Genomic DNA, 23,880 nt, shown 5'->3' with positions numbered 1-23,880 from the left:
CCACTCCTGTCCGATCCCCGCTTCGGCGCCTGCGTCGAAACCTCAAGGAGAATGCAACATGTTCGACTGATCATGCCGTGCGCAGGTCGCTGCAAACGAAGACATCACAACCGAACAATCTTCCAGGATGCGCATTAACATTCGATAAGTTGGGAATGACCGCATGTCGAATTACGTCATGCTGCTGGTCGAGGACGACTCGCTCCAGCGCGAAGTTCTATCCGACCTTCTCAAGGACGAAGGGTTCGAAGTCGTCGAATGTGCCACCGCGGAAGCGGCGGAGCTTATCGTGGCGTCGACGGGCACGGAGCTTCGGGCGCTCATCACGGATCACAATCTCGCGGGAAGAATGACCGGGCTCGAGCTCGCAGAGTATGCGCGCAGTGCTCATCCGGGGCTCAACATCGTGCTGATGTCGGGGACGGTGATGGCGCCGCTGCCGCCCAACACGACCTTTCTGCGCAAGCCGTTTGCGCCCGCCCATTTGCTGGCGGCCGTGTAGAATCAGAATGCCCTCGAGGGTCATCCGCCCGAATTTTCTGCGCCGACGGCGTTCTCGCTCTCCGGCACCGTCAACCGGACGGAGTGACCCTGCCGCATGGCGAGCGATGCCGCGGCCACAGCCGCCTCGAAAGCGGCTTCCTTGGTCTGGTAAGTGTTCCGGATTTCGCCATCGTGGTCGACGTGCCAGGCACCATCCCTGCCGACAATATCATAGGCTGCGAGGCCCATGGTCTATCCCTCCTTCATGCGTCCGGTGTTGCCTTGGAGGCCTGGGTGCTGCTCACCGGGTCCGACGCCGGGAAACTGTCCTTCAAGCCCTTGTCCAACTCGTCGTCCCTGGCCTTGTCGCGCCGGATGCCGCGCTTGAGATCTTCCGCGTTCTTGTCCGGCGGTGCCGGATTGAATTTCTCGGTCATGCAAGTGTCCTTTCGCTACCTCAAACGCCTGGAGCTCCTGACCGTTCCTTTTCATGGAACCAATGCTGTCGCGGTTTGGTGTAGAATGGATAATTCAGAAAGCGCGCGCAGCTGGAGCGACCCATGGAATGCGCAATCCGACCCGCACTTCGAGATGACGCCGCCCATATCAGTGCTGTCATCGCGCGTGCACTGCGGGAAACGAACGCGAAGGATTATACGAACGAGATCATCGAAAGGATCGTGCGCAGCTTCAGCCCGGAGGCCGTGCGGCAGTTAATCGGACAACGCACCGTGTTCGTCGCCACCATCCGCGGCCGCGTCGTTGGAACTGCGAGCCTCGACGGGTGCGTAGTCCGCACGGTGTTCGTCGCTCCACACGTTCAAGCACGCGGCATCGGCAAGCTGCTGATGGCCGAGATCGAGCGCACGGCGCGCGCACGAAACATTGCTTCGTTGACCGTCCCTTCTTCCGTCACCGCCGAGACTTTCTACGCGCGGCTCGGGTTCAAAGCGGTGCACGACAGCTATCATGGCGACGAACGCACGACCATCATGGAGCGCCTGCTAAAGGACCCGGCCTAGATCCGGCTGGGGCTGTTCTCTGGGATTCAGCAGCCTGAGGGCTTATCGTATCGCCTAGCGCCGCGCGGCGAGCACGTTCAACGGAGCCGGCTGCAACGCCGCGCGCCTCTCGACGACGGCATGATTAAACAGTTCGAGCACCAGGCCGAAGGCTGCCAGCTCCTCCTCCTCGATGGCGCCGTCATCGTAGCAGCCAAGCGTTTCCTCGATGATAGCATCGACCTCCTGCTGCATGGCCAATAGTTCGTGGTCGAACTCCGCAGTGCGCACCTTGGAAACCAGCGCCAGAATCCTGTTGCGATGGCTGGTGTTCTCGTCCCTTTCATCCCGATTTAGGTATTGACGCAGCCAGGCGCCGGCCGAACCAATGCCGGAGAGAAGCAGGAGCGCAAACCAGAAATAGTCGCCGTATCTGTCGAGGAAGGTGCGCTCAGTGCCGTCGATCACGGCCGCCGCTCCCCGGTGTACCGGCAGCTCGGCTTCTTTCTCGGTGTCCGGCTTGGTGATTTGCGCAGCGCCAGGCACTTGCCTCGCAATCGCCTGGCGGAGGGCGAATTGCTGGCGGTAAAACGCCGCCACTGTCGTTTCGGACAAGGCATTCCGTGCGACAATCAAATGGCTGACGCTGACGGTCTCCACCTTGTCATCGGGCCAGGCTGGATTCGCATTGAAAATGCTTGGCGGAATTTCCTCCGATTCATAACGCGGGTGCTTCAAGGCGATGGCTTCCGATGCGTCGATCGCGAGAAATTTGGGCGCGCCACGCGTCCGGGCGGTCGCGGCGACCGCGTCGGCGGTTATCTTGCTGTCGAGCGGACCGACCGCCATGAAGGCGTCGAGGCTCGGGTCACGCGCCAGCTCCTCGAGCTGGCCCGTGCCGAATTGAGCGACCGTGACCTTGTCCGGCGCCACACCGGCGGCGCTCAGGATGACTCTCAGCAACGCGGCGTTCGCCGCCGTCGCGCCGATCACCCCCACCTTGTGCCCTGCGAGATCGGCGACCTCCTTGATTTTCGGCGCCGGCTTTCGCTTGGAGCCCTTGCCCGCAACTCCCGAAGAAGACCACAGCACGACGAAATTCTTGCGCAAGATGACGACCGTTTGCGCGTCGGCCGGCATTTCCAGATCGCCGCGACCGACCGCAAGGTCGGCCTTGCCGGCACCGAGCAGAGCCAGAGCTTCGGCCGCTCCGGCAGTCGCGATCGGAGACAGCCTCACGGTCCTGCTCTCGCCAGCAAAGGCATCGGTCATCGCCTCGATCACCTTGTGATCGTTGCTTCCCGGCGGTCCGACGGCAATCCGAAGTGTTATCGGCCGTAGCGCGTAATACAACGTGCCCGCAGCGGCACCGAAAACAAGAAATCCGATGGCTAAAATCAGCAGCAGGGTCTTCGTCTGTCTCCGCCCTCGGCGAGCCGCGTCACTGCGTTTCATGGGAGCATCAGACGAGGACATTTGCCGCTGCCGGTTGGAGGTCAAAATCGCTGCCTGTTTCGGAAGAGTATCATGCTGTTCTGGAAAACGATAATGTCCGAGCAGCACCAATAGTTTCTTGGGGCCAGCGTGAGCTCTTCGAGCTTGCGCCATCATCTCTGACTCCGCACTTCACGTAGCGATTGCCGGATTGACGCCACACCACCTTGATCGTCTTCGCCAAATAGATCACCATCGCGCGATTGACCGCTCACGGCAGAATGGGCGAGGAAACGCGAAATGAACGAGCTTCCTGGAGCTGGCCTGACTGAGCCGCCGGCGTCGACCATGCAGACGCTCGCGCACGCGCCGATGAGCGACGTCATCGATGCCTTGGCCGGCGGACGGATCACCGCGAGGGCGCTGGCCGAATTCTATCTTGCCCGCATCGCGGTCTATGACCGCGACGGGCCTAAACTCAACTCGGTCCGCGCACTCAATCCCGATGCGCTCGCGGGCACGCTCGACGGCACGAGGCCGTCGGCCCAGCGGCCGCTGGCGGGCGTGCCGATCCTGCTGAAGGACAATATCGCGACCGGCGACGAACAGCCGACCACGGCGGGCTCGCTGGCGCTGGAGGGCGCGCGCGCCAGGGATAACGCCACCATTGTCAAGCTGCTGCGGGGCGCCGGCGCGGTGATCCTGGGCAAGGCGAACCTGATGGAGTTCGCCAACATGCTCGCGATCGACATGCCCGCGGGCTATTCATCGCTGGGCGGCCAAGTGAAGAACCCCTATGCGCCGGCGCTGATGGACGATCGCGGGATTCCGGTGGTGTCTCCAGGGGGATCGAGCTCGGGTTCGGCGGTCGCCGTGACAGCCGGCCTCTGCGCAGCCTCAATTGGCACCGAGACCTCAGGCTCGCTGCTGCACCCCGCCAGCCTGAACGGCCTCGTCACCGTGAAACCGACCGTCGGGCTGATCAGCCGCGCCGGCATCCTGCCGATTGCGCACAGCCAGGACACCGCCGGTCCGATGACGCGCACGGTGCGCGATGCCGCGATGCTGCTGAATGTGCTGGCTGCCAAGGACCCGCTCGACCCAGCGACGCGAGAGCAGCGGCGGCCGACCGACTACACCGCCGGCCTCGTCACCGACGCGATGAAGGGCGCGCGCATCGGCGTGCCGAGCGACCCCGCTGACCCGCTGAACGATTGCTATTACGGCAAGCTGCCGCCGAAGTCGGCCAAGCTGATGGCCGAGGTGATCAAGGTGCTGGAGGATCTCGGCGCCGTCATCGTGCGCGCCAGCATGCCGACACTTGGCTGGATCGGTGGGCCGGGCACGACCATGGCCGTGCTCAACCGCAATCCGCTGAGCGCCCACAAAGGTACGGTCGCAAGACCGCCGGTCGTCTTTCTGTATGAGATGAAGCACGGTCTCAATCTCTACCTGAGGGATTGGGCGACCAACACTGACATCAAGACCATGGCCGACATCGTGGCCTTCAACGCAGCGAACCCCGACAAAGCGCTCCGTTTCGGACAGGACCACTTTCTCGCCGCTGACTTGACCAGGGGCGATCTGAGCGAGTCCGAGTACAAGTCCGCACGTGCCATGGACCTGCTCTCCGCCAGGACGCACGGAATGGACGCCTATATGAACCAGCACGAGCTCGATGCGGTGCTATTCCCCGGCGCCTATGGCGCCGCAATTGCCGCCAAAGCAGGTTACCCCGGCGTCATGGTGCCTGGCGGCTTCGTCTCGGGCACAGACGACGGCAAAGACACGCCCGACTATCCGCTCGGCGTCACTTTCGCAGGGCGCCCTTGGAGCGAGCACAAGCTGCTGCGTCTGGCGTATGCCTTCGAGCAAGCAACCAACGCACGCAAGCCGCCGCCGGGTTTGTCCGAGCTGTGATATCGCCCGCGTCAGCGCGAGCTCGAGAGATCGAACCGTCATTCCACGGCGCGCCAAATGGCGCGGGCGCGGAATGACGGTGGGACCAGCTTGATCCTCCCCGCCAGATAGACCACCATTGCCTCCTTACCGCTCACAGCAAGAATGGGCGAGGAAACGCGCATGAACGCAACTCCCGGATTTGGCCTCGTCGAGCGGGCACTGGCGATCGCACCGCTGATCGCGCGCGAAGCCGACGAGATCGAGCGGACGCGGCGGCTGACGCCGGCCGTCGTTTCCGCGCTGATCGAGAACGGGCTCTATCGCGCGCTGCTGCCGGAGAGCCTTGGCGGCGTCGAAGCGCCGCCGGAAGCTTTCATGCAGATGCTGGAGGAGATCGCGAAAGCGGACGCCTCCACCGCCTGGTGCCTCGGCCAATGCAGCGTCTGCGCGATGATCGCGGCCTCGCTCGACCACGACACCGCGCAGGAGATCTTCAACACGGCGCCGGGCATCCTCGCCTGGGGTGCGATCGGGCATGAGGCGCGCATCGTCGAGGGCGGCTATCGCGTCACCGCCCGCTGGGATTTTGCCTCGGGCTCGCGGCAGGCGAGCTGGCTCGGGGCGCATGTCCGCATCGTCGGGGCCGACGGCGCGCCGCGCAAGAATGCCGACGGCTCGGCGGAGGTGCGCACCATCCTGTTTCCGGTCGCGAGCGCCGTGCTGCACGACGTCTGGCAGGCGATCGGGCTCGCGGGCACCGGCACCGATTCCTACGAGGTCGCCGACCTCTTCGTCCCCGAGCGCTTCACCGCGTTTCGTGACGTGCCGTCCGCGCTCCGCGAGCAGGGTCCGCTTTACAGGATCGGCACTGGCTCCACATTCAGCCTCGGCTTTGCCGCGGTGTCGCTCGGCGTGGCGCGCGCGACGCTGGATGCCGCAATCGCGCTGGCGCGCGGCAAGCATCAGTCGCTGGCGGCCAGCGCCATGCACGACAACCCGGCGGTCCAGGGCCTGATCGGCCGCACCGAGGGCGATCTTCGGGCTGCGCGCGCTTATCTCTATGCGACGGCAAGCGCGATGTGGCGCGATCTCTGCGCGACCGGCGAATTCAGCGCGGCGCATCGGAGCTCGGTTCGCCTCGCCGCGACCTGGACCATCCACCAGTCGGCCAGGGTGGTCGACACCGCCTATCACATGGCCGGCGCCACGGCCGTATTCCGCAGCAATCCGTTCGAACGACGGTTTCGCGACATGCACGCCATCGCCCAGCAAATCCAGGCGCGCGACACGCATTACGAGGATGTCGGTAAGATGATCCTTTCCGGAGACCGCTGACGTCGACCAGTTGCGACAGTGCACGCACGCTGACCTATATTGAGTTCGCCAACCGGCGTCTTTGTCGCTGAACCTTTGTAGATTTTGCCGGACCAATTTCTATAGCAACAAAAAGAACAACAGCATTTCCGCTGTAACCGCGCCGAGCATGTGGACGTGATAATTCCGAATTGTTTCTAGCGCGCTGCCTTTGCGCAAGAGAGGTCCGTTATGGGCCGAACAGCTGGCAGGAAAGTCAGTCGCCATGCCATTCAGGGGCGTTCACCGGGATGGCGCCATGGTGGCATTCTCATCGTTGCCATCCTCTGCGTCGCATGCACTGTCCTGTACGCGAGCGAAGCCGTGGCTCAATGCTCGGCCCGAGACGTGCTGCGGAATCACCTCAAGCTGAAGCAAGCGCGCTCTGATGGGCCGCAGATCCCGATCACATCCGCCGTCGATCACCCCGTGTGGAAGACGATCAGGATCGGGACGTTTGCAAATGTCTTCGCCCTCAGCAACGCATTGGATGCGGCAGGTTGCGGCATCGGAAACTCGGCCGGCGAAATTCTCGCACGACCGACGTTTGCCGTCAGCGCCACGACAAGGAGCGTAGAGCTTTTCACGGTGTCGGCAGCCGAACTTGGCTTTCGGACCGACACCGCGTTGCTGACGGACATCTATGCGCGCGCCAAACAATTGGGTTTCGGCCTCGCGGCTGCAGAAGTCGGACCACAATTGAGGCTTCAATATTTCGGCCAGCCGATCGGTGAGTTTCTCATCATCGGAATGGAGCCGATCAGGACCTGGCAGGGTGCCCCCGTCATCTTGAATGTAGCCAATGGCGGCGCGGGACTCATTCTCATCGGCCAGGATGGCAGCGCCGATGCTCAGATCCCCACGGCATCCCGCTTCGTATTCGTGCGGTCCCATGAAACCGCTCCTGCCGAGGCCGTAACACTTGTCGGCCACTGAATTTCAACTGTGCCCAACTCAAGACGCAAGCCGGCATCCCGCAGCCTAGGCCACCAGCGCGGCATCCTCGCCTGCACCGTCGATGCCGCGCTGTGCCGCCAGCAGGCTAACGATCTCTGCATTCGGCCGGGCCTTGCTGAACAGAAAGCCCTGGCCTTCGTCGCAGCCCTCAGTGCGCAGACAGCTCAACTCGGCTTCGGTCTCGACGCCTTCAGCGGTGATGGTGACGCCGAGGCCTTTGCCGAGGCTGACGATGGAGCGAATGATCGCCTGGGCCTCGCGATTGGCGCCGAGATCGCGCACGAAAGACTGGTCGATCTTGATCTTGTCGAACGGGAAGCTGCGCAGATAGCTCAGGCTGGAATAGCCGGTGCCGAAATCGTCCATCGAGATACGCACGCCGAGCGCGCGCAGCGCATGCAGCGTCGCCAGCACCTGGGCGCTCTTTTCCAGCAGCAGCGTCTCCGTGATCTCGAGCTCTAGCCGTCGCGGCGGCAGGCCGGAATGCTTCAGCGCATCCGTCACCACCGAAAGCAGATTGCCGCTGCGGAACTGCAGCGGCGACAGGTTGACGGCGACGCGGACGTCGTCCGGCCAGGTCGCGGCATCGTGACAGGCCCGGCGCAGCATCAGGCCGCCGAGCGGATTGATCAGCCCGGTTTCTTCCGCGACCGGAATGAACTCGGCCGGCGAGACCATGCCGCGCTCGGCATGCGGCCAGCGCACCAGCGCCTCGAAGCCGGTGATGCGGCCGCTCTGGAGGTCGATCAGCGGCTGGTAGTACGGCCGCAGCACGTCGTTCTGGATGGCGTCGCGCAGCTCGACCTCGATCTTGCGGCGGGTCTGCGCTTTCGCATCGAGCGCCGCCTCGAAGAACGCGAACGAGCCGCGCGCATCCAGCTTGGCGCGCGACAGCGCCATGTCGGCGCTCTTGAGCAGCTTTTCGGAATCGTCGCCGTCGCCCGGCGCCATCGCGATGCCGATGGAGGCGCCGATCACCACGGAATGGCCGTCGAGTAGATAGGGATCGGCGATGGCTTCCAGCAGGCGCTTGGCCAGCAGCACCGCATCCTCGGGACGCGTGAGGCCGCTCTGCACGATTGCGAACTCGTCCGAGTTCAGCCGCGCCAGCGCGTCGTCCTCGCGCAAGGTCGAACGCAGCCGCTTGGCGACGCCGCGCAGCAGCTTGTCGCCGACCGCGTGCCCCAGCGTGTCGTTGACCGCCTTGAAATTGTCGAGCCCCAGCATCAGCAGGGCGACCTTGTCGGTGCTGCGCCTCGTATGCAGCAGCATCTCGTCGACCTGCTGGCGCAGCAGATTGCGGTTTGGCAGACCGGTCAGCCCGTCATGCTGGGCCATGAAGGCGAGCCGCGCCTCGGCGCGCTTGCGCTCGGTGATGTCCATCAGCGCGAGCAGCACCGCGGGCCGCTCGGCATAGGTCAGTTCGCGGGAATAGATCGCAAGGTCGATCAGGGCGCCGTCGGCCTTGACGTGCTTCCAGGTGCGTCCGGCCTGCTCCTCGCCGGTCGAATCGGCGGTCCAGGGCGGCTCGCTGTCGAAAGCCTGAAGGGAACGGATCGTCAGCCGTTCGAAGTCGGCGCGGCTGTAGCCGTAGTGGGCGACCGCGGCATCGTTGACGCCGAGGATGCGCTCGTCGTCCAGTGCGCAAACGATCATGGGGACGGGATTGCCGTCGAATAGCAGGCGGAACGAGGCCTCGCGCTGCTTCAACTCGGTGATGTCGACGCGCAGGCCGACGACGCCGCCGTCCTCGGTCAGCCGCTCGTCGATCAGGATGACGCGGCCGTCCGCCAGTTTCTGCTCGTGGCGCGCGCCGGGCTGATAGAGCCTTTGCAGCCGCTCGGCGATCCATTCTTCCTCGTGGCCGGCAGCCTCTGGATAGTCGCCGCGGGCGACGCCGATGCGCAGCGTGTCCTCGAGGCGCGCGCCTTCCTCGAACAGATCGGCGGTCTTGCTGTAGATCTCCGCGTATTGCTTGTTCCAGAGCACGTAGCGGCCCTCGGCATCGAGAAACACGATGCCTTGCGGCAGGATCTCGATGGCCTGGCGCAGGCGCTCATGGGATTTGCGCGCTTCCGCGATGGCGGCCTCAGCCTCGGCACGGCTGCGCAGAACTTCGTCGCGTTCGGACGGAGGATGAGGGGCGCGCGCAAAGCGCGGCTTGCGCGGGTGCAGGCCGGACCTGCCAAGCACGCTGCCCTTTCGCTTTTTCGGCTTTCGAAACCCCAAACTCAACTTCACTCGTCCCAGTCGCACCCAGCGACCGCAACTCTTGGGGCAAGTGTCTGAAAAAAAGGTAATCTTGGGTGGCATGGCGATGGGACGCACGGTCTGGCAGTCTCGAAAAAAAAGCCCTCATTGCCCGTTTGCAAGGCGCGGCAGTGCCGATGGGCGCTCCAGGCGCATCGCATTGTCGTCATCGGAGAACGAGATGACGCAAAATTGCGCGCCGCCTTGAATCATTTCCGGGATCGCACGCGATTGCATGCAGAAGGGCGTGAGCACGCGTCCCGCGCACGAATTTTGGTCAATGCATGAGAGGGTTATCGCGCCGTTAAAAATCGGCGGGCCGACGCCGCGGAACCGCGAGTTGAGACGATCTTTCATCCGCTGGACTGTTCCTTAACCCTGACGCGGTGTTGGGTTATAAGGATGTCAACATGAGTCCCCGCCGCCTCGCCCCTCTCCTGCTCGTCATGACGCTCCTGGCCGCCAGCGACGCGCTGGCCCAGGACAAGGGCAGCGTCAACCCAAAGCCGCTGCCGCCGCTCGCCAATCCGAACGATCCCAATATTGGCGCCAAGGAGCTGTTCGCGCGCAAGCTGCTGCCGTCGACCGGACCGGCGCACGTCATCGGCTCCTATGTGAAGGGCTGCATCGGCGGCGCCGAGCAGATGCCGCTCAACGGCGACAATTGGCAGGTGATGCGGTTGTCGCGCAACCGCAGCTATGGTCACCCCGCGATGATCGCGCTGATCAAGCGGCTTGCCGCCAGGGCGCACAAGGACGCGGGATGGCCCGGCATCCTGGTCGGCGACATCGCCCAGCCGCGCGGCGGGCCGGCACTGTCCGGCCATGCCAGCCACCAGATCGGCCTCGATGCCGACATCTGGCTGACGCCGATGCCTGACCATCGCTTATCGCGCGAGGAGCGCGAGGACATGTCGGCGGTGATGATGGTGCGCCCGGACCGGCTCGACATCGATCCGAAGGTGTTCACGCCGGGCCATGTGCTGGTGCTGCGCGACGCGGCGCAGGAGCCGGCGGTGCAGCGCATCTTCGTCAATGCCGCGATCAAGAAGGCGCTGTGCCGCGAGGCCAAGGGCGACCGTTCCTGGCTGTCGAAGATCCGGCCGTGGTGGGGCCACGACTATCATTTCCACATCCGCATGCACTGCCCCGCGGGCGCGAGCGACTGCGAGGGCCAGCCGTCGCAATCCGACGACGAAGGCTGCAAGCCCTCCGATCTCGCCTATTGGTTCAGCGACGGCGTGCTGCACCCCAAACCCCCGCCGGAGCCCCCGAAGCCGAAACCGCCGATGACGCTGGCGCAGATGCCGGCGGCGTGCAAGGCCGTGCTGCACGCGGGCAATGCGAAGCCGTAGGCACCACTGCTGTCGTCCTGGCGAAAGCCAGGACCCATTACCCCAAGGAGGAGTCGTGGGGCGAAGTGATAACCACGAGTCTTCGCCAAACTACTCGCTGTGGCTATGGATCCCGGATCTGCGCTCCGCTTCGCTGCGCTTGTCCCGGATGACGCATGGAGTTTGAGCCGACGGCTAGTTCGTACGGCCCAAATGCGCTACGATCGCCTTGCCGCCGTGCCGTAAGCCCGCGGCCCTCCCGGGATGCGCATCCCTTTCAACAAGCCTGACCGCCAGCCCGCGTCTTCGCGTGGCCAATGACGAGATACGACATGCGCATCCTCGCCCTCCTCACCGCGCTTTCGCTCGGCGCGAGCTCGGCCCTCGCTGCCGAAGAGCCCAGCGGCTGCGACAAGTTCAAATGGCCCATCCACAACGAACGCGCCGCACTGACTGCGCCGGACCTTGCCAAGCTGGCATCGGGAAGTGAGCAGGCCGCGGTCCCGTCATCGGCCATTAAACTTGGGCTGGTCACGCCTCAGGAGGCAAAACTGCCGACGCCTCCGGAGCGCGCGCCAAAGGACGGCACATTTGCCGGCTTCACCAGCATCAAGGCTCCGAAGGCCGGGCTCTACACGGTCAGCCTGTCCTCGGGCGCGTGGATCGACGTGGTCCAGGACGGGCATGCCCTCAAGCCCGTGGCCTTCAGCGGCGCGACCGATTGCGACGGCATCCGCAAGACCATGAAATACGAGCTGTCGGCGCAGCCCGTCGTGCTCCAGGTCAGCGGCGCGAAGGACAATTCGCTGTCGATCGCCATCCTGCCGACGGAATGAGCCAAACGGTCGCCTTTGACCTGAGGCCCTGGCCTGCTATCTTCGAGACCAGCGATATCCCTGCCGGCCGTAAGCCGCCGCCGGGACCCGTGGAACAGCGCTTCCGCCCGTCGCCCAGACCCACCAACGCCGGATCTGCGCGTGCTTCTTGCGCGCGCGATCTCGCACGGAGCGCATCCATGATTCGTATTGCCGGACTCTTCACCGCTTTCGTGATCCTCGCGGGTGCGGGCCTTTCGCCTGTCGCCGCCGAGGACAAGACCATCACCGTGTTCGCGGCAGCCTCGATGAAGAACGCGCTCGACGAGGTCGACGCGGCCTACACCGCCAGGACCGGCGTCAAGTTCAGCGTCAGCTATGCCGCAAGCTCCGTGCTCGCCAGGCAGATCGAGCAGGGCGCGCCGGCCGATGTGTTCGTCTCCGCCGACACCGACTGGATGGACTACGCGATCTCCAAGAAGACCATCAACGAGGCGACCCGGGTCAATCTGCTCGGCAACAGCATCGTGCTGATCGCGCCGAAGGAGTCCAAGCTCGACAACGTCGCGATCGCGCAAGGCTTTGACCTCGCAAAACTCGTCGGCGACGGCAGGATCGCGACCGGCGACGTCAAGTCCGTGCCGGTTGGGAAGTATGCCAAGGCGGCGATGGAGAACCTCGGCGCCTGGCAGGCCGCGGAGCCGAAATTCGCCATGGCCGATAGCGTGCGTGCCGCGCTGACGCTGGTCGCGCGTGGCGAGGCCAATCTCGGCATCGTCTATTCCACCGATGCCAAGGTTGAGCCCGGCGTGAAGATCATCGGCACCTTCCCGGCGGATTCGCATCCCGCGATCATCTATCCCGTCGCTGCAACCACGACAGCAAAGGGCGAGACCAGCGACTATCTCACCTTCCTGCGCTCGACCGCCGCCAAGACCATTCTGGAAAAATACGGTTTCAAGTTCCTGATCAGCCCCTCCACTTGATTTTGCGATTTGATGCTCGACATCTCTCCCGCCGAATGGACGGCGATCCTGCTCTCGCTCAGGGTTGCCGTGATCGCGACGCTGGTGGCAACGCCGTTCGGCATTGCGCTGGCTTGGCTGCTCGCGCGGCGTGATTTCTGGGGCAAGTCGGTGCTCGATGCGCTGGTGCATCTGCCGCTGGTGCTGCCGCCGGTCGTCACCGGCTATCTGCTGCTGCTGACCTTCGGCCGCCGCGGCCTCGTCGGCGGTTTCCTGGCGGACCATCTCGGCATCGTCTTCGCCTTCCGCTGGACCGGTGCCGCGCTTGCCTGCGGCTTGATGGCGTTTCCGCTGCTGGTGCGCCCGATGCGGTTGTCGATCGAGGCGATCGACCGCCGGCTCGAGCAGGCCGCCGAGACGCTGGGCGCCACTCCTTTCAAAGTGTTTTTCACGGTGACGCTGCCCTTGGCGCTGCCCGGCGTGCTCGCCGGCATGGTGCTGGGTTTTGCCAAAGCGATCGGCGAGTTCGGTGCCACCATCACCTTCGTCTCCAACATTCCCGGCGAGACCCAGACGATTTCGTCCGCGATCTATTCGCTGATCCAGACCCCGGACGGCGACGCCGCCGCGGGACGGCTCGTGATCGTCTCGCTCGTACTGGCGCTCGGCGCGCTGATTGCCGCCGAATGGTTCGCCCGCCGCGCCACCGCGCGCCTGCACGGGAATTGACCATGCTGCGTGTCGACATCGAAAAGCAGCTCGGCGAGTTCTCGCTGTCCGCGTCCTTCGCGAGCGAAGGCCGCGTCATCGGACTGTTCGGAGCGTCGGGCGCCGGCAAGACCTCACTGGTCAACATGATCGCGGGGCTGCTGCGGCCCGACCGCGGCACCATCGTGATCGACGGCGAGACCGTCGACGACAGCGCGGCCGGCATTCATGTGCCGACCTGGCGGCGCCGCATCGGCTATGTGTTCCAGGATGCGCGGCTGTTTCCGCATCTCAACGTCGCGCAAAATCTCGACTATGGCAGGCGAATGAACGGCCTCGCGCCCGACCCGGCGCAGCACAAGCGCGTCATCGAGCTGCTCGACATCGGCGCGCTGCAGGGTCGCCGCCCCGGAAAGCTCTCCGGCGGCGAGCGCCAGCGCGTCGCGCTCGGTCGCGCGCTGCTGTCGAGGCCGCGCCTGCTGCTGCTCGACGAGCCGCTCGGCGCACTCGACGAGGGCCGCAAGCTGGAGATCCTACCCTATCTGGTGCGGCTGCGCGATGAGGCCAATGTCCCCATGGTCTATGTCAGTCACGACGTCGCCGAGCTGCGCCAGCTCGCGACGCAGATCGTGATGCTGAAGCAGGGCCGCGTGACGTCGTTCGGCGGGGTGAAGGTGCTGACGTAGCCATACTGGCCGTCACACCCACCGCCGTCGTCCCGGCGAAGGCCGGGACCCATACCGCGTGATCTATCAGCGGCAGGTGGTGTGCGTACCAGCGAAGAAACGTAACTGCCGGTGTTCGCAAAACTACTCCCCGGGTAATGGGTCCTGGCTTTCGCCAGGACGACGTTGGGGCGGGCTCGTAGACCGAGACCATCACCGAGGATCGGCTGAGCAGATCGGCGAGGAAGTGCGTCAGCTCAGAATTGCCGAGCGCCTCGACGAGATGAACGTGGAGCGCGCCCGACAGCCGAACCGAGGCGGCGCGGTCCCCGTGCGTTGCGGCGGCGCGCTCTGCTACCGAGACCCGCCACTACCAGCCGCGATCGACGTTGCGCACCTCACCCGATCGCGCGTCCACATCGACCTCCATCCAGCGGCCGGCGCGATCACGGCCTTCGATCTGCCATTCGTCGCCGAGGAACTCGGTGTGCGAGACGGTCATGACGCCGATGTCGGTGGCGACGTCGAGCGCGACCTGCATCGAGATCTGATCGCCGGTGTCATAGGCCATCGCGGGCGCGGCCGATCCGAGCCCGATCGCGACGATGGCCGGCAAGATGAGCTTTCGCATGGATTACTCCTGTCGGATGCGTTTACGCCGCTAAGAACGAGCGGCATCGCGGAGCGTTCCGGGAGCAGCGGTCACGAAGACGCGCAAATCTTCGGCGGTTGCGGCGATTTGGTGGCGATTCCAGCGTTGTCGCCATCGCTCTCCGCCGTCGTCCGGCGAAAGCCAGGACCCATTACCCCAGGGAGGAGAGTGGGTGGGGGCAGATCGTCACCACCAGCATTCGCAAAACAGCTGACGGTGGTTATGGGTCCTGGCTTTCGCCAGGACGACATCGGGGAGGCATATCGCTTCAACGATTCTCACGGCCACGACGCGCGAAACGCCGCTAGACCCCGGCCACCGAGGTCCATAAATCCGCGAGCTTGCGCCGCAGCGCCTGCATACGCGTCAGCGGCGCGGGCGTTTCCTCGTCTTCCGGCAGGCGCAGGCCGACGACGTTGACTCTGCCACCGGAGATCGAGCGCGCAACAAGCACGATCGGATCCAGCACGAGCTCCGCGCCCTCTTTCGGTGCGCGGTCGAGATGGACGTCGAAATAATCAGCGAGCGTGTGCCCGCGCTCGTCCTCGCCGACCTCCACGCCGTAGATCTCCGCCAGCTCGGCGAGCGTGTGCTCGCCGGAGACCATGAAGTCCCCCAGCAGATGCGGGTCCGGCGCCGAGCTCGGCTGCATGTCGACGAAGAAGCGGTCGAGCGATTCGGCCTTTTCCGGCGGCGCCAGCAGGTAGATGTAATCGCCGGGCGCGATCGGCTCGGCTTCCGCCGGCGTCAAGATGCTCTCCTTGCGGATCACCAGCGTCGGCTTCGACCAGGACGGGATCAGGCCGCGGCGAAAATACAGGCTCTTGGACCGCACCGGATAGCCGACGAGCTGCTGCTCAAGCTGCCCAGGCAAGTCCAGTTCGACACGGCGCGGGCCGCGCTCGGCGCGCGGGAGCGCCACATGCAGCTTGCGCGCGGCCGGCCCCAGGGTCCAGCCCTGCAGCAGGAGCGAGATGATGACGACGACGAAGGCGACGTCGAAATAGAGATAGGCCTTGGACAGCCCGACCAGCATCGGGATCGAGGCCAGGAAGATCGCGACCGCGCCGCGCAGGCCGGTCCAGGCGATGAAGATCTTTTCGCGCCAGTTGAAGCGGAACGGCGCCAGGCAGACGAACACCGCGATCGGCCGCGCCACCAGCATCAGGACGAATGCGATCCCCACCGCCGGCAGCACGCTGCCGCCGAGCCGGCTCGGCGAGACCAGCAGGCCGAGCAGCACGAACATCACGATCTGCGCCAGCCAGGTCGCGGCGTCCAGGAAGGCCACCACCGAATTATGCGCGCGCGTCGGGCGGTTACCGATGATGATGCCGGCGAGATAGACCGCGAGGAAGCCCGAGGCGTGCATGATCTGCGAGCCGCCGAAGATGACGAGCGCGGCGGTGGTGACGAACGGCGCATGGAGGCCCTGCGGCAGCGCGACCTTGTTGAGCGCGATGACGACCAGACGCCCGCCGATCACCCCGACGACGGCGCCCAGCACGGCCTCCTGGGCGAACTCCATCACCACGTGCGCGGCCGTGCCCGTTCCCAGCGAGATGTATTCGACCAGCATCAGGGTGAGGAAGATCGCGAAGGGATCGTTGGTGCCGGATTCCACCTCCAGCGTCGCGCCGACGCGCGGGCGCAGGCGCAGGCCCTGGGTATGCACCAGCAGGAACACTGCGGCCGCGTCAGTCGAGGCTACCACGGCGCCGACCAGCAGCGACTCCGTCCAGTTGAGGTCGAGCGCATATTTTGCGAACGGTGCCGTGATCAGCGCGGTCAGCAGCACGCCGACGGTCGCGAGCACCATGGAAGGCGCAAGCACGGTGCGGATGCTGGCAAAGCGGGTCCGCAAGCCGCCGTCGAACAGGATCAGTGCGAGCGCGACCGAGCCGACCAGATAGGTGGTTCGGACGTCGTCGAACTGCAGCTGTCCGGGACCGGAATCGCCCGCGAGCATGCCAATCGCGAGGAAGACGAGCAGAAGGGGCGCGCCGAAGCGCAGCGCAAGCAGGCTTGACAGGATCCCGGCCAACACCAGGACGGCGCCGAGCAATATGGCGAGGCTGACAGTGTCGAGGGAAGCCATGCGGTGCTGCGGTTACTCCGGGAGATCGACGATTTCAGTCAGGGGGCCACCGGCCGGGTACTCCCTCGCCCCGCTTGCGGGGAGAGGGTGGGGTGAGGGGGAGCCTCCGCGGGGCTGGTGACAGTGGGACTCGCGGAGAGTCCCCCTCACCCGAAATTCAAGCTGCGCTTGAATTTCGACCTCTCCCCGCAAGCGGGGCGAGGTGAAGTGTGCCGCGACCAACAGATTTGCCCGTCTCGAAAACATGCGCTTCAGCATCCTTATCGTCGCCGCCCCTGCACGCCAACCCATTTTCTCCCGCTCGCGGCAATCTGCCCGCATTTTGCGGCCTTAACGCACTTCACTTAGCGGTGTATCGGTGGTCCGGCCGCGCCCTTTGTGGGATTCTCCGGCGCGCTCGAATCAATGCCTCCCGCCCGCTCCCCGACGAGACCGATAGACATGGACCTCAAAGACTTCATGGAGTTCGTGCAGACCACCGCGCGCAGCGTCGGGGCGGAAATCTCCTCGCCCTGGTTCTACCTGCAATTCGGGCTCATTCTGGCCGCGGCGGGCATCGCCTATGCCGCGGAAGCCGCCGTTCGCAGCCGCGTCGACATGACCTCGCTGGCGATGCGCTGGCCGCTGCCGCTCCGGCACTTCGCCCGAGTGATGGTCTCCAGCGCCTCGACGGCCGTGTTCACCCTGCTCGTGATCGTCTCCCGCGTGGTGATGTACCACGCGACCTGGCCGAGCCGCAGCTATCTCCTGATGGTCGCCGCCAAGCTGGGCCTGGCCTGGCTCGCGGTCCGGCTCTTGACCTCGGTGCTGCGCAACGCCTTCATCGTCAAGCTGGTGTCGATCACGGCCTGGTTCGTCGCGGCGCTCTCGATCGTGGGCCAGCTCGATGCGACGGTCGACCTGCTCGACTCCTTCGCCATCGTGCTCGGCGGCCTGCGGCTGACGCCGCTGCTGGTGATCAAGGCCGGCGCGCTGCTGCTCATCGCGCTCTGGCTCACCAACATCGCCAGCAATTTCGCCGAGAGCCGGATCAACTCGACCACCGATCTGACGCCATCGGTGCAGGTGTTGCTGGTCAAGATCATCCGCATCGGCCTGCTTGCGGTCGCGATCGTGATCGCGCTCGGCACGGTCGGCATCGATCTCTCGGCGCTCGCGGTGTTCTCCGGCGCGGTCGGCGTCGGCATCGGTATCGGCCTGCAGAAGATCGTCGCCAATTTCATCTCTGGGATCATCCTGCTCGCCGACAAATCGGTGAAGCCCGGCGATCTCGTCACCATCGGCGACAACACCGGGCGGATCAGCGCGATGAAGACGCGCTATATTTCCGTCGCCGCCGGCGATGGCCGCGAATTCCTGGTGCCGAACGAGGATCTGGTGACGCAAAAGGTCGTCAACTGGACCTACACCGACAAGAACACGCTGGTGAAGATCGCCTTCGGCACCAATTACGACGCCGACCCGCGGCTGGTCTGCAAGCTCGCCGCCGAGACCGCGGCCGCGCATCCGCGCGCACAGAAGGGCAAGCCGCCGAATTGCATCCTGACCGAATTCGCCGAAGCCGGGATGAAATTCTCGCTGACCTTCTGGATCGCCGACCCCGACGGCATGGACAACGTCAAGAGCGACGTGATGCTGGCGCTGTGGGAGGCCTTCAAGCGCGAGGGCATCCGGGTTCCCTACCCCGTCCGCGAAATCCGCATTCGCGGCGGCGCCCTGCCGGTGGAAACCACCGTAGAAGTCCCGAATTAGGCCCGCTTTCAGGCGCAAGGCAGGCAGGCCCGGCTTGCATGCAGGCCCGCAATCATTAAATTAGGGCCTTAAATCAGACCCTTGCGCCCACCTCGATACCGGCCCCGTGCCGAGAAGACCGCATCCGCATGAGCTACGTCGAAGCTACCGATACCTCGCTGCGCAAGACCGGGCAGATCAAGCTGCATGGACCAAGCGCCTTTGCCGGCATGCGCAAGGCGGGCGCGCTGGTGGCGAAGTGCCTCGACGAGCTCACCGACATCGTCGGGCCCGGCGTTCCGACCGACCGCATCGACCAATTCGTCCGCGACTTCGCCTTCAGCAACAATGCCTATCCGGCGACGCTGATGTATCGCGGCTACCGCTATTCGACCTGCACCTCGCTCAACCACGTGGTCTGCCACGGCATGCCCGGCGACCGTCCGCTGAAAGAGGGCGACATCGTCAACATCGACGTCACCTTCATCGTCGACGGCTGGTACGGTGATTCCAGCCGCATGTATGCAGTCGGCCCGATCGCGCGCAAGGCGGAGCGGCTGATCGAGGTGACCTATGAGGCGATGATGCGCGGCATCGCCGCGGTGAAGCCCGGCGCCACCACCGGCGACATCGGCCACGCCATCCAGAGTTTCGTCGAGCCGCAGGCCATGAGCGTGGTGCGCGATTTCTGCGGCCATGGCCTCGGGCGCATGTTCCACGACGAACCGAACATCATCCATATCGGCCGGCCCGGCGAGGGCGTGCAGCTCAAGCCCGGCATGTTCTTCACCATCGAGCCGATGATCAATCTCGGCAAGCCGCATGTGAAGATCCTCTCCGACGGCTGGACCGCCGTGACCCGCGACCGCTCGTTGTCGGCGCAGTTCGAGCACTCCGTCGGCGTCACCGCCACCGGCGTCGAGATCTTCACGCTGTCGGAGCGGCACGGCGAGAAGCAGATCGGGTGAGGGCGCGGCCGACGGCTGACCTGCGCGGTCGCCGGCTGGCGTGAACCGGGTCTGCTGCCGCAATTGACGGTTGCAAAAGCGATTATCCGCGGCAATGCTGGCGGCCGATGCCCGCCAAGCCCGACCACGACAAGAGCAAGCCGGAAGAAGCGCCGCACTATCTCGGCCATCGCGAACGGCTGCGCGAGCGCTTCTACAGCGCCGGAGCGGACGCGCTCAGCGACTACGAGCTTTTGGAGATGGCGCTGTTTCCGGCGCTGCCGCGGCGTGACACCAAGCCGCTGGCGAAGTCGCTGATCAAGATTTTCGGCTCGTTTGCCGAGGTCGTGCATGCGCCGGTGGCGCGCCTGCGCGAGGTGGACGGCATAGGCGAATCCGCGATCCACCAGCTCAAGCTGCTCGCGGCGGCGGCGCATCGCGTCGCCAAGGGCGGGGTCAACAGCCGCAACGCGCTGTCGTCCTGGAACGAGGTGATCGACTATTGCCGCACCAGCATGGCGTTCGCCGACAAGGAGCAGTTTCGCCTGCTGTTCCTCGACAAGCGCAACCAGCTCATCGCCGACGAGGTGCAGCAGACCGGCACCATCGATCACACCCCGGTCTATCCGCGCGAGGTGATCAAGCGCGCGCTGGAATTGTCCGCGACCGCGCTGATCCTGGTGCACAACCACCCCTCTGGCGATCCCTCGCCCTCGCAGGCCGACATCCAGATGACCAAGGCGATCATCGACATCGCAAAGCCGCTCGGGATTGCGGTGCACGACCACATCATCGTCGGCAAGAGCGGCCATGCGAGTTTGCGCGGGATGCGGCTGATCTAGCGATGTCGAAAGACCGGCGGCCCGGCGGTCAGCGCACCGCAGAATAACCGTTACTTGTCGGCGGCGGTCAAGAAGCTGTCCACGACGCGCCATACCTTGCGCGTAACGGTCGGCTCGCCGAGCCGGAACGCGGTGTTCGCCGAACGGAGGACGGCTTCGATCTGGAACGCGGAGAGCTCGGGATCCGAGTTGACGATGTCCTTTTGCTTGACCGCATGTTTCAACTCGGCGGAAAGTCGAGCGACCCATGCCCTTTGAGCGCCCGCCACCAGGTCGCGCAGCGGCCCTGGGTGGGAGTCAAGTTGAGTGAGGTTGGCCGCGAAGAAACAGCCGCCGGCGAAAAGCGGCCGTTCGGCATAGTGCAGCCATCGGTCAATCAACTCCCGAAATCTGTGGACGCCTTGCGGTTTTGCTTCGGCGGGACGAACGACGAAGTCGCGAAACATATCGAGGGCATAAGCGAAGGTATCCTTCTGAAGGGTCTGCTTGGTTTCGAACAAGGCTTGAATGCCGGCCTTGCTCATTCCGGTTTCGGTCGCAAGCCGCCCGAAACTCAGGCCCTCCAGGCTTTCCAGGGACGCGATATCGACGGCCCGGGCCAACACCAATTTTCGCGAGCGCAGGCCGCGAAGCAGTCGCTTGTCCGTGGTCTCGTCGACAGGCAGTCGGTCCGGCGAGGCCAGTCTCGAAGTCAATGGGCTGCGCGCGGGCTTGACTTTTGGTGACCTTGGCGCCCGCATTTGTACAATCCTAACACTATCCTCAGAGACTTAGCACATCCGGCAGTCGATGTGGCCACCTGCTGCTTCGCCGCAAGGCTCAGAGGATGATAAACATCCGATGATCGATGCGGCCCGGACCGTACTCACCGTAGCCAACGGTCACGATTCCACAAAGCCACGCATAGCGCTCGTCTGACGTCTCGAACCTGGGCGTCGGCCGCACATAGCTCTCGTCGAAGGACAACCGTTCGCCTTTCGCCAGACGCTGACGGCCATCTGGCGGGTACCTGAGGACGCCATGCGACTCATAATGGATGAGAACACCATCACGGGTGCGCATGGTTGCGCGAACGTCCATGCGACTGGTGCCGTCGGCGCCGAGGGAGACCCAGTCGCCGCCGCCCGGCAGCATTTCACCCCGGAAGCGTGGACCTTCGAAGCGACCGCCCTTGACCACAAAGGTCAACCGAGTGCCGAGGGGAGTCGAGATCACCTGGCCCAATTCCAGATCGATGCTGAGATCGCACAGATGCTCGACCGGCAACGCGTCGATCAACGCCCGGTCGAACAGCGGTTTCCTCTGGTTTGCGGCGAGAGTTGCGTTGGTCATGCTCGCCTCCGTCATGCGACTTCGAACGCTGCCTTGACCTGCGCAAAATCGAAGAACGTGTCCTTCCGTGTGACAAGTCCGTCGTCGTCCACCTCAACAACGTCCAGCGCACGAAATCCACGGCGCGTCTTGCCGGCTGGCTCGAATGTCAGTGTCCAGTCGAGCGTCCAGTGCCGCTCGCCGAACAAGAGGCGATGCGTCTCGGCGGCAAAACCGGGATAGCGCTCGAAGACCTGGGTGAACTCTGTGCGCAATGCGTCGATCCCACGAATCACGTTGGTCCGGCCGTGCGCCTGAAACGTTGATTGCGGCGCATGCATAGCAAGGATGGCAGCCGGATCGTGGGCTATCCAGGCGGCCAAATAGCGCTCCGCGACCGCCGCGATGTCAAACTTGGTGGCTGCGGTTTTGAACACAGTCGTTGCCGTCATGGTCGACCCTCCAAAGGATTGTTGAACTCGTACACGAGCCTATGATCTACAAAACATCATGTCAATACGGTCGACCGTATTGTTTTATTCGAGGCCTCAGGTAAGTTACCGTTACCGGCGTTCGTCTGAAGACACAGACGCGAGATAGTCCGGCCTGGAAACCGATTTGGTCCTTTCCCTGAACATTCGTGGAAGCCTGCTGATGGCTTCGGCCATGGCCGCTTTCACCATCAACGACGCGATCACCAAGGCGGTGTCCGCCGAGATGAACTTCGGTCAGATCATGCTGGTGCGCGGCTTGTTCGCGGTGGTGCTGATCGCAGCCCTCGCAAAGCATCAGCGGGCGCTGCGGCCGCTACGCGTGCTGATCATGAAGGCGGTCATGCTACGGGTGGCCGGCGAAATCGGTGGAACGATATTGTTGCTGGCGGCGATCGCGAACTTGCCTCTGGCGAATGCCACGGCGATCCTTCAGGTGCTGCCACTCGCCATCACGCTTGGTGCGGCCCTGACGTTCGACGAACCCGTCGGCTGGCGGCGTTGGCTGGCGATCACGGCCGGCTTTATCGGCGTTCTCATCATCGTTCGCCCGGGGGGCGAGGGATTCAACCAATTTTCCCTGCTCGTGCTGATCTCGGTCGTTTTCTGCGCGATCCGCGACCTCGCGACCAAGCGAATACCCGCGCCAATTCCATCGCTGTTCGTCACCCTGTTGACCGCGGTTAGCGTTACCATCGCCGGAGCCGGCATCGTCGTTCCGCTCGGCGGCTGGACGCCGCCATCCGGCCATGCGCTCGCACTGTTGGCGTTCGCCGCGGTTCTGATCCTGATCGGCTATCAGTGCATCATCCTGGCGCTGCGAACAGGCGATATCTCGGCGGTGGCACCGTTCCGCTACTCCGCGCTGATATGGGCCATGCTGTTCGGCTATCTGGTGTTCGGCGACAGGCCCGACACCATGATGGGGACGGGGGCGACGATCATCGTGCTGTCCGGTCTCTACGCGTTCTATCGCGAGCGCGCGCAGGCGCGACCGGTGGCGCCAAGCACGACCGGCCTGCCGCCCGATGGATTGTGATCGCCAACGTCAAACGCGATCGGGCCGATCGCTCAGTAGCAATAGCGCGGATCGACCGGAACGTAGGAGCCGTCCCGGCGCTGCATGTAGCAGCCGCGCTGATAGGCGTAATAGCCGGAGCGGCGGCGTTCGCCCTCGGAGGCGATTGCAGCGCCCGTGCCGGCACCGACGACGGCGCCGATGGCGGCGCCACGGCCTCCGCCGATGGCGCCCCCCACGATCGCTCCACCGACGCCGCCGAGGATGGCACCGCCAATGGCGTCCTGCGCTGCCGCCTCATGAGGCATCGCCATCACGACTGCCAGACATGCCGCGACAGCGAAACTTCCAATGCGAAGACCTCGAAGCATGCTCGCCCTCCCCTGTGGTCAGACAAGTCATAGCGCCGCAGCCGGATTCGGACCAGAAGAATCACCACGCCGGGACCCGGCACTTCTCGCGGTGGCGTCGGAGGCTCGGCTGGAAGGCGGCTCAGGCCATGCCGCGCGCGCCGCGGGCCAGCCGATTCATCTCAAGCATCGATCCAGCGCTGCACCGCCTCGGCGGTGTCGGCCGGCGTGGTGTTGAAGCAGATCGCGGCGTCGGGCGCCAGGCGGTGGACGAGGTTGAGCACCTTCTCGAACAGCAGCAGGCGCTCCCTGGGCTCGCGCAGGCCCGCGCCGATCACGATGCAGTCGAAATTCTCCTCGCGCAACGTCGCCGTGACGGCGGCTTCCGCCGCGGCATCGAGATCGATCAGGCAACTCGTGACCTCGTAACCGAGATCACGCAGGCGCAGCAGCTGCGCATCGATATAGTTGCGCACGAGTTCCGGCGTGAGCTGCGGGAATGCGCTGTAGTCCGCGTTGCCGGGCTCGATGCCGATCGCGAGGACGCGCGTGGTCATGCAGGACTCCTTGGCC

At 64.6% G+C, this 23,880-nt stretch carries 26 protein-coding genes and 1 pseudogene; 14 read left to right on the top strand and 13 right to left on the bottom strand.

Annotation, left to right across the window (positions count from 1 at the left end):
• Positions 1–163 precede the first annotated feature (163 nt).
• Entirely contained in the window at positions 164–502 is a 339-nt protein-coding gene (locus tag AC0L3U_RS27150; protein WP_473363882.1) for a response regulator, read from the top strand.
• A 20-nt stretch (positions 503–522) separates the two neighbouring features.
• On the opposite strand, the gene AC0L3U_RS27145 is transcribed toward AC0L3U_RS27150, so the two are convergent.
• A complete protein-coding gene (locus AC0L3U_RS27145; protein ID WP_027514367.1) occupies positions 523–732 on the bottom strand; it encodes a hypothetical protein in 210 nt (69 codons plus the stop codon).
• 14 nt (positions 733–746) lie between these two features.
• Entirely contained in the window at positions 747–920 is a 174-nt protein-coding gene (locus tag AC0L3U_RS27140; protein WP_473363881.1) for a hypothetical protein, read from the bottom strand.
• A gap of 123 nt (positions 921–1,043) precedes the next feature.
• Between AC0L3U_RS27140 and AC0L3U_RS27135 the strand changes: the two genes are divergently transcribed.
• Complete coding sequence (locus AC0L3U_RS27135) at positions 1,044–1,505, top strand: GNAT family N-acetyltransferase (RefSeq protein WP_473363880.1); 462 nt, start codon at positions 1,044–1,046, stop codon at positions 1,503–1,505.
• Positions 1,506–1,559: 54 nt separating this feature from the next.
• Here the strand turns inward: AC0L3U_RS27135 and AC0L3U_RS27130 are convergent, their stop codons facing one another.
• A complete protein-coding gene (locus AC0L3U_RS27130; protein WP_473363915.1) occupies positions 1,560–2,960 on the bottom strand; it encodes a TAXI family TRAP transporter solute-binding subunit in 1,401 nt (466 codons plus the stop codon).
• A 258-nt stretch (positions 2,961–3,218) separates the two neighbouring features.
• Between AC0L3U_RS27130 and AC0L3U_RS27125 the strand changes: the two genes are divergently transcribed.
• The 3 genes from AC0L3U_RS27125 to AC0L3U_RS27115 all read left to right on the top strand — a co-directional run bounded on the left by AC0L3U_RS27125 (position 3,219) and on the right by AC0L3U_RS27115 (position 7,109).
• Positions 3,219–4,838 (top strand): amidase family protein, encoded by a 1,620-nt coding sequence (locus tag AC0L3U_RS27125; RefSeq protein WP_473363879.1) that lies wholly within the window; start codon positions 3,219–3,221, stop codon positions 4,836–4,838.
• A gap of 162 nt (positions 4,839–5,000) precedes the next feature.
• On the top strand, positions 5,001–6,155 hold the full coding sequence (locus tag AC0L3U_RS27120) for an acyl-CoA dehydrogenase family protein (RefSeq protein WP_473363878.1): 1,155 nt from the start codon (positions 5,001–5,003) through the stop codon (positions 6,153–6,155).
• Between the two features lie 210 nt (positions 6,156–6,365).
• A complete protein-coding gene (locus AC0L3U_RS27115; RefSeq protein WP_473363877.1) occupies positions 6,366–7,109 on the top strand; it encodes a hypothetical protein in 744 nt (247 codons plus the stop codon).
• A gap of 45 nt (positions 7,110–7,154) precedes the next feature.
• Here AC0L3U_RS27115 and AC0L3U_RS27110 read toward each other — a convergent pair whose 3' ends face one another.
• Positions 7,155–9,323, bottom strand: coding sequence for a putative bifunctional diguanylate cyclase/phosphodiesterase (locus AC0L3U_RS27110; RefSeq protein WP_473363876.1), 2,169 nt, complete (start codon positions 9,321–9,323; stop codon positions 7,155–7,157).
• 162 nt (positions 9,324–9,485) lie between these two features.
• Positions 9,486–9,737, bottom strand: a complete 252-nt coding sequence (locus tag AC0L3U_RS27105; RefSeq protein ID WP_473363875.1) for a hypothetical protein — start codon at positions 9,735–9,737, stop codon at positions 9,486–9,488.
• A gap of 53 nt (positions 9,738–9,790) precedes the next feature.
• Between AC0L3U_RS27105 and mepA the strand changes: the two genes are divergently transcribed.
• The 5 genes from mepA (at position 9,791) to modC (ending at position 13,888) form a co-directional block, all read left to right on the top strand.
• The gene (gene mepA, locus AC0L3U_RS27100) at positions 9,791–10,735 is read left to right on the top strand and encodes a penicillin-insensitive murein endopeptidase (protein WP_473363874.1); all 945 of its coding nucleotides are present in this window, start codon (positions 9,791–9,793) and stop codon (positions 10,733–10,735) included.
• A 311-nt stretch (positions 10,736–11,046) separates the two neighbouring features.
• On the top strand, positions 11,047–11,550 hold the full coding sequence (locus AC0L3U_RS27095; RefSeq protein ID WP_473363873.1) for a hypothetical protein: 504 nt from the start codon (positions 11,047–11,049) through the stop codon (positions 11,548–11,550).
• A 179-nt stretch (positions 11,551–11,729) separates the two neighbouring features.
• Positions 11,730–12,515, top strand: coding sequence for a molybdate ABC transporter substrate-binding protein (gene modA, locus AC0L3U_RS27090; protein WP_473363872.1), 786 nt, complete (start codon positions 11,730–11,732; stop codon positions 12,513–12,515).
• A 12-nt stretch (positions 12,516–12,527) separates the two neighbouring features.
• On the top strand, positions 12,528–13,223 hold the full coding sequence (gene modB / locus AC0L3U_RS27085; RefSeq protein WP_473363871.1) for a molybdate ABC transporter permease subunit: 696 nt from the start codon (positions 12,528–12,530) through the stop codon (positions 13,221–13,223).
• 2 nt (positions 13,224–13,225) lie between these two features.
• Positions 13,226–13,888: a molybdenum ABC transporter ATP-binding protein gene (gene modC / locus AC0L3U_RS27080; protein WP_247463567.1), complete on the top strand. Its 663-nt coding sequence runs from the start codon at positions 13,226–13,228 to the stop codon at positions 13,886–13,888.
• Between the two features lie 160 nt (positions 13,889–14,048).
• Here modC and AC0L3U_RS27075 read toward each other — a convergent pair.
• The 3 genes and pseudogenes from AC0L3U_RS27075 to AC0L3U_RS27065 all read right to left on the bottom strand — a co-directional run.
• Positions 14,049–14,219: pseudogene (locus AC0L3U_RS27075) on the bottom strand (GntR family transcriptional regulator); the annotation flags it as partial.
• A gap of 18 nt (positions 14,220–14,237) precedes the next feature.
• Positions 14,238–14,498 (bottom strand): PepSY domain-containing protein, encoded by a 261-nt coding sequence (locus tag AC0L3U_RS27070; RefSeq protein ID WP_085352012.1) that lies wholly within the window; start codon positions 14,496–14,498, stop codon positions 14,238–14,240.
• Between the two features lie 325 nt (positions 14,499–14,823).
• A complete protein-coding gene (locus AC0L3U_RS27065) occupies positions 14,824–16,617 on the bottom strand; it encodes a potassium/proton antiporter (RefSeq protein ID WP_473363870.1) in 1,794 nt (597 codons plus the stop codon).
• A gap of 435 nt (positions 16,618–17,052) precedes the next feature.
• Here AC0L3U_RS27065 and AC0L3U_RS27060 point away from each other — a divergent pair, with 435 nt between their 5' ends.
• From AC0L3U_RS27060 to radC, 3 genes are all read left to right on the top strand, one after another.
• Complete coding sequence (locus tag AC0L3U_RS27060; protein ID WP_473363914.1) at positions 17,053–18,369, top strand: mechanosensitive ion channel family protein; 1,317 nt, start codon at positions 17,053–17,055, stop codon at positions 18,367–18,369.
• Between the two features lie 128 nt (positions 18,370–18,497).
• Positions 18,498–19,316, top strand: a complete 819-nt coding sequence (gene map / locus AC0L3U_RS27055; RefSeq protein ID WP_018460078.1) for a type I methionyl aminopeptidase — start codon at positions 18,498–18,500, stop codon at positions 19,314–19,316.
• A gap of 107 nt (positions 19,317–19,423) precedes the next feature.
• Positions 19,424–20,137: a RadC family protein gene (radC, locus tag AC0L3U_RS27050; RefSeq protein WP_473363869.1), complete on the top strand. Its 714-nt coding sequence runs from the start codon at positions 19,424–19,426 to the stop codon at positions 20,135–20,137.
• A 50-nt stretch (positions 20,138–20,187) separates the two neighbouring features.
• On the opposite strand, the gene AC0L3U_RS27045 is transcribed toward radC, so the two are convergent.
• The 3 genes from AC0L3U_RS27045 to AC0L3U_RS27035 form a co-directional block, all read right to left on the bottom strand.
• Complete coding sequence (locus tag AC0L3U_RS27045) at positions 20,188–20,877, bottom strand: TetR family transcriptional regulator C-terminal domain-containing protein (protein ID WP_473363868.1); 690 nt, start codon at positions 20,875–20,877, stop codon at positions 20,188–20,190.
• A 79-nt stretch (positions 20,878–20,956) separates the two neighbouring features.
• Positions 20,957–21,469 (bottom strand): DUF3237 domain-containing protein, encoded by a 513-nt coding sequence (locus AC0L3U_RS27040; RefSeq protein ID WP_473363867.1) that lies wholly within the window; start codon positions 21,467–21,469, stop codon positions 20,957–20,959.
• A gap of 11 nt (positions 21,470–21,480) precedes the next feature.
• Positions 21,481–21,900, bottom strand: coding sequence for a nuclear transport factor 2 family protein (locus tag AC0L3U_RS27035; RefSeq protein WP_473363866.1), 420 nt, complete (start codon positions 21,898–21,900; stop codon positions 21,481–21,483).
• A 166-nt stretch (positions 21,901–22,066) separates the two neighbouring features.
• Here AC0L3U_RS27035 and AC0L3U_RS27030 point away from each other — a divergent pair, with 166 nt between their 5' ends.
• On the top strand, positions 22,067–22,978 hold the full coding sequence (locus AC0L3U_RS27030; protein WP_473363865.1) for a DMT family transporter: 912 nt from the start codon (positions 22,067–22,069) through the stop codon (positions 22,976–22,978).
• A gap of 32 nt (positions 22,979–23,010) precedes the next feature.
• On the opposite strand, the gene AC0L3U_RS27025 is transcribed toward AC0L3U_RS27030, so the two are convergent.
• Both AC0L3U_RS27025 and AC0L3U_RS27020 read right to left on the bottom strand, forming a co-directional pair.
• Positions 23,011–23,328: a glycine zipper domain-containing protein gene (locus tag AC0L3U_RS27025; protein WP_473265082.1), complete on the bottom strand. Its 318-nt coding sequence runs from the start codon at positions 23,326–23,328 to the stop codon at positions 23,011–23,013.
• Positions 23,329–23,489: 161 nt separating this feature from the next.
• Positions 23,490–23,864: a hypothetical protein gene (locus AC0L3U_RS27020; RefSeq protein WP_456767263.1), complete on the bottom strand. Its 375-nt coding sequence runs from the start codon at positions 23,862–23,864 to the stop codon at positions 23,490–23,492.
• Between the last annotated feature and the right edge of the window lie 16 nt (positions 23,865–23,880).

The sequence above is a fragment of the Bradyrhizobium sp. Kon69 genome, assembly GCF_055807515.1.
Note: the sequence above shows the minus strand (reverse complement) of the source record. Positions and strands in the feature narration are given on the sequence as shown.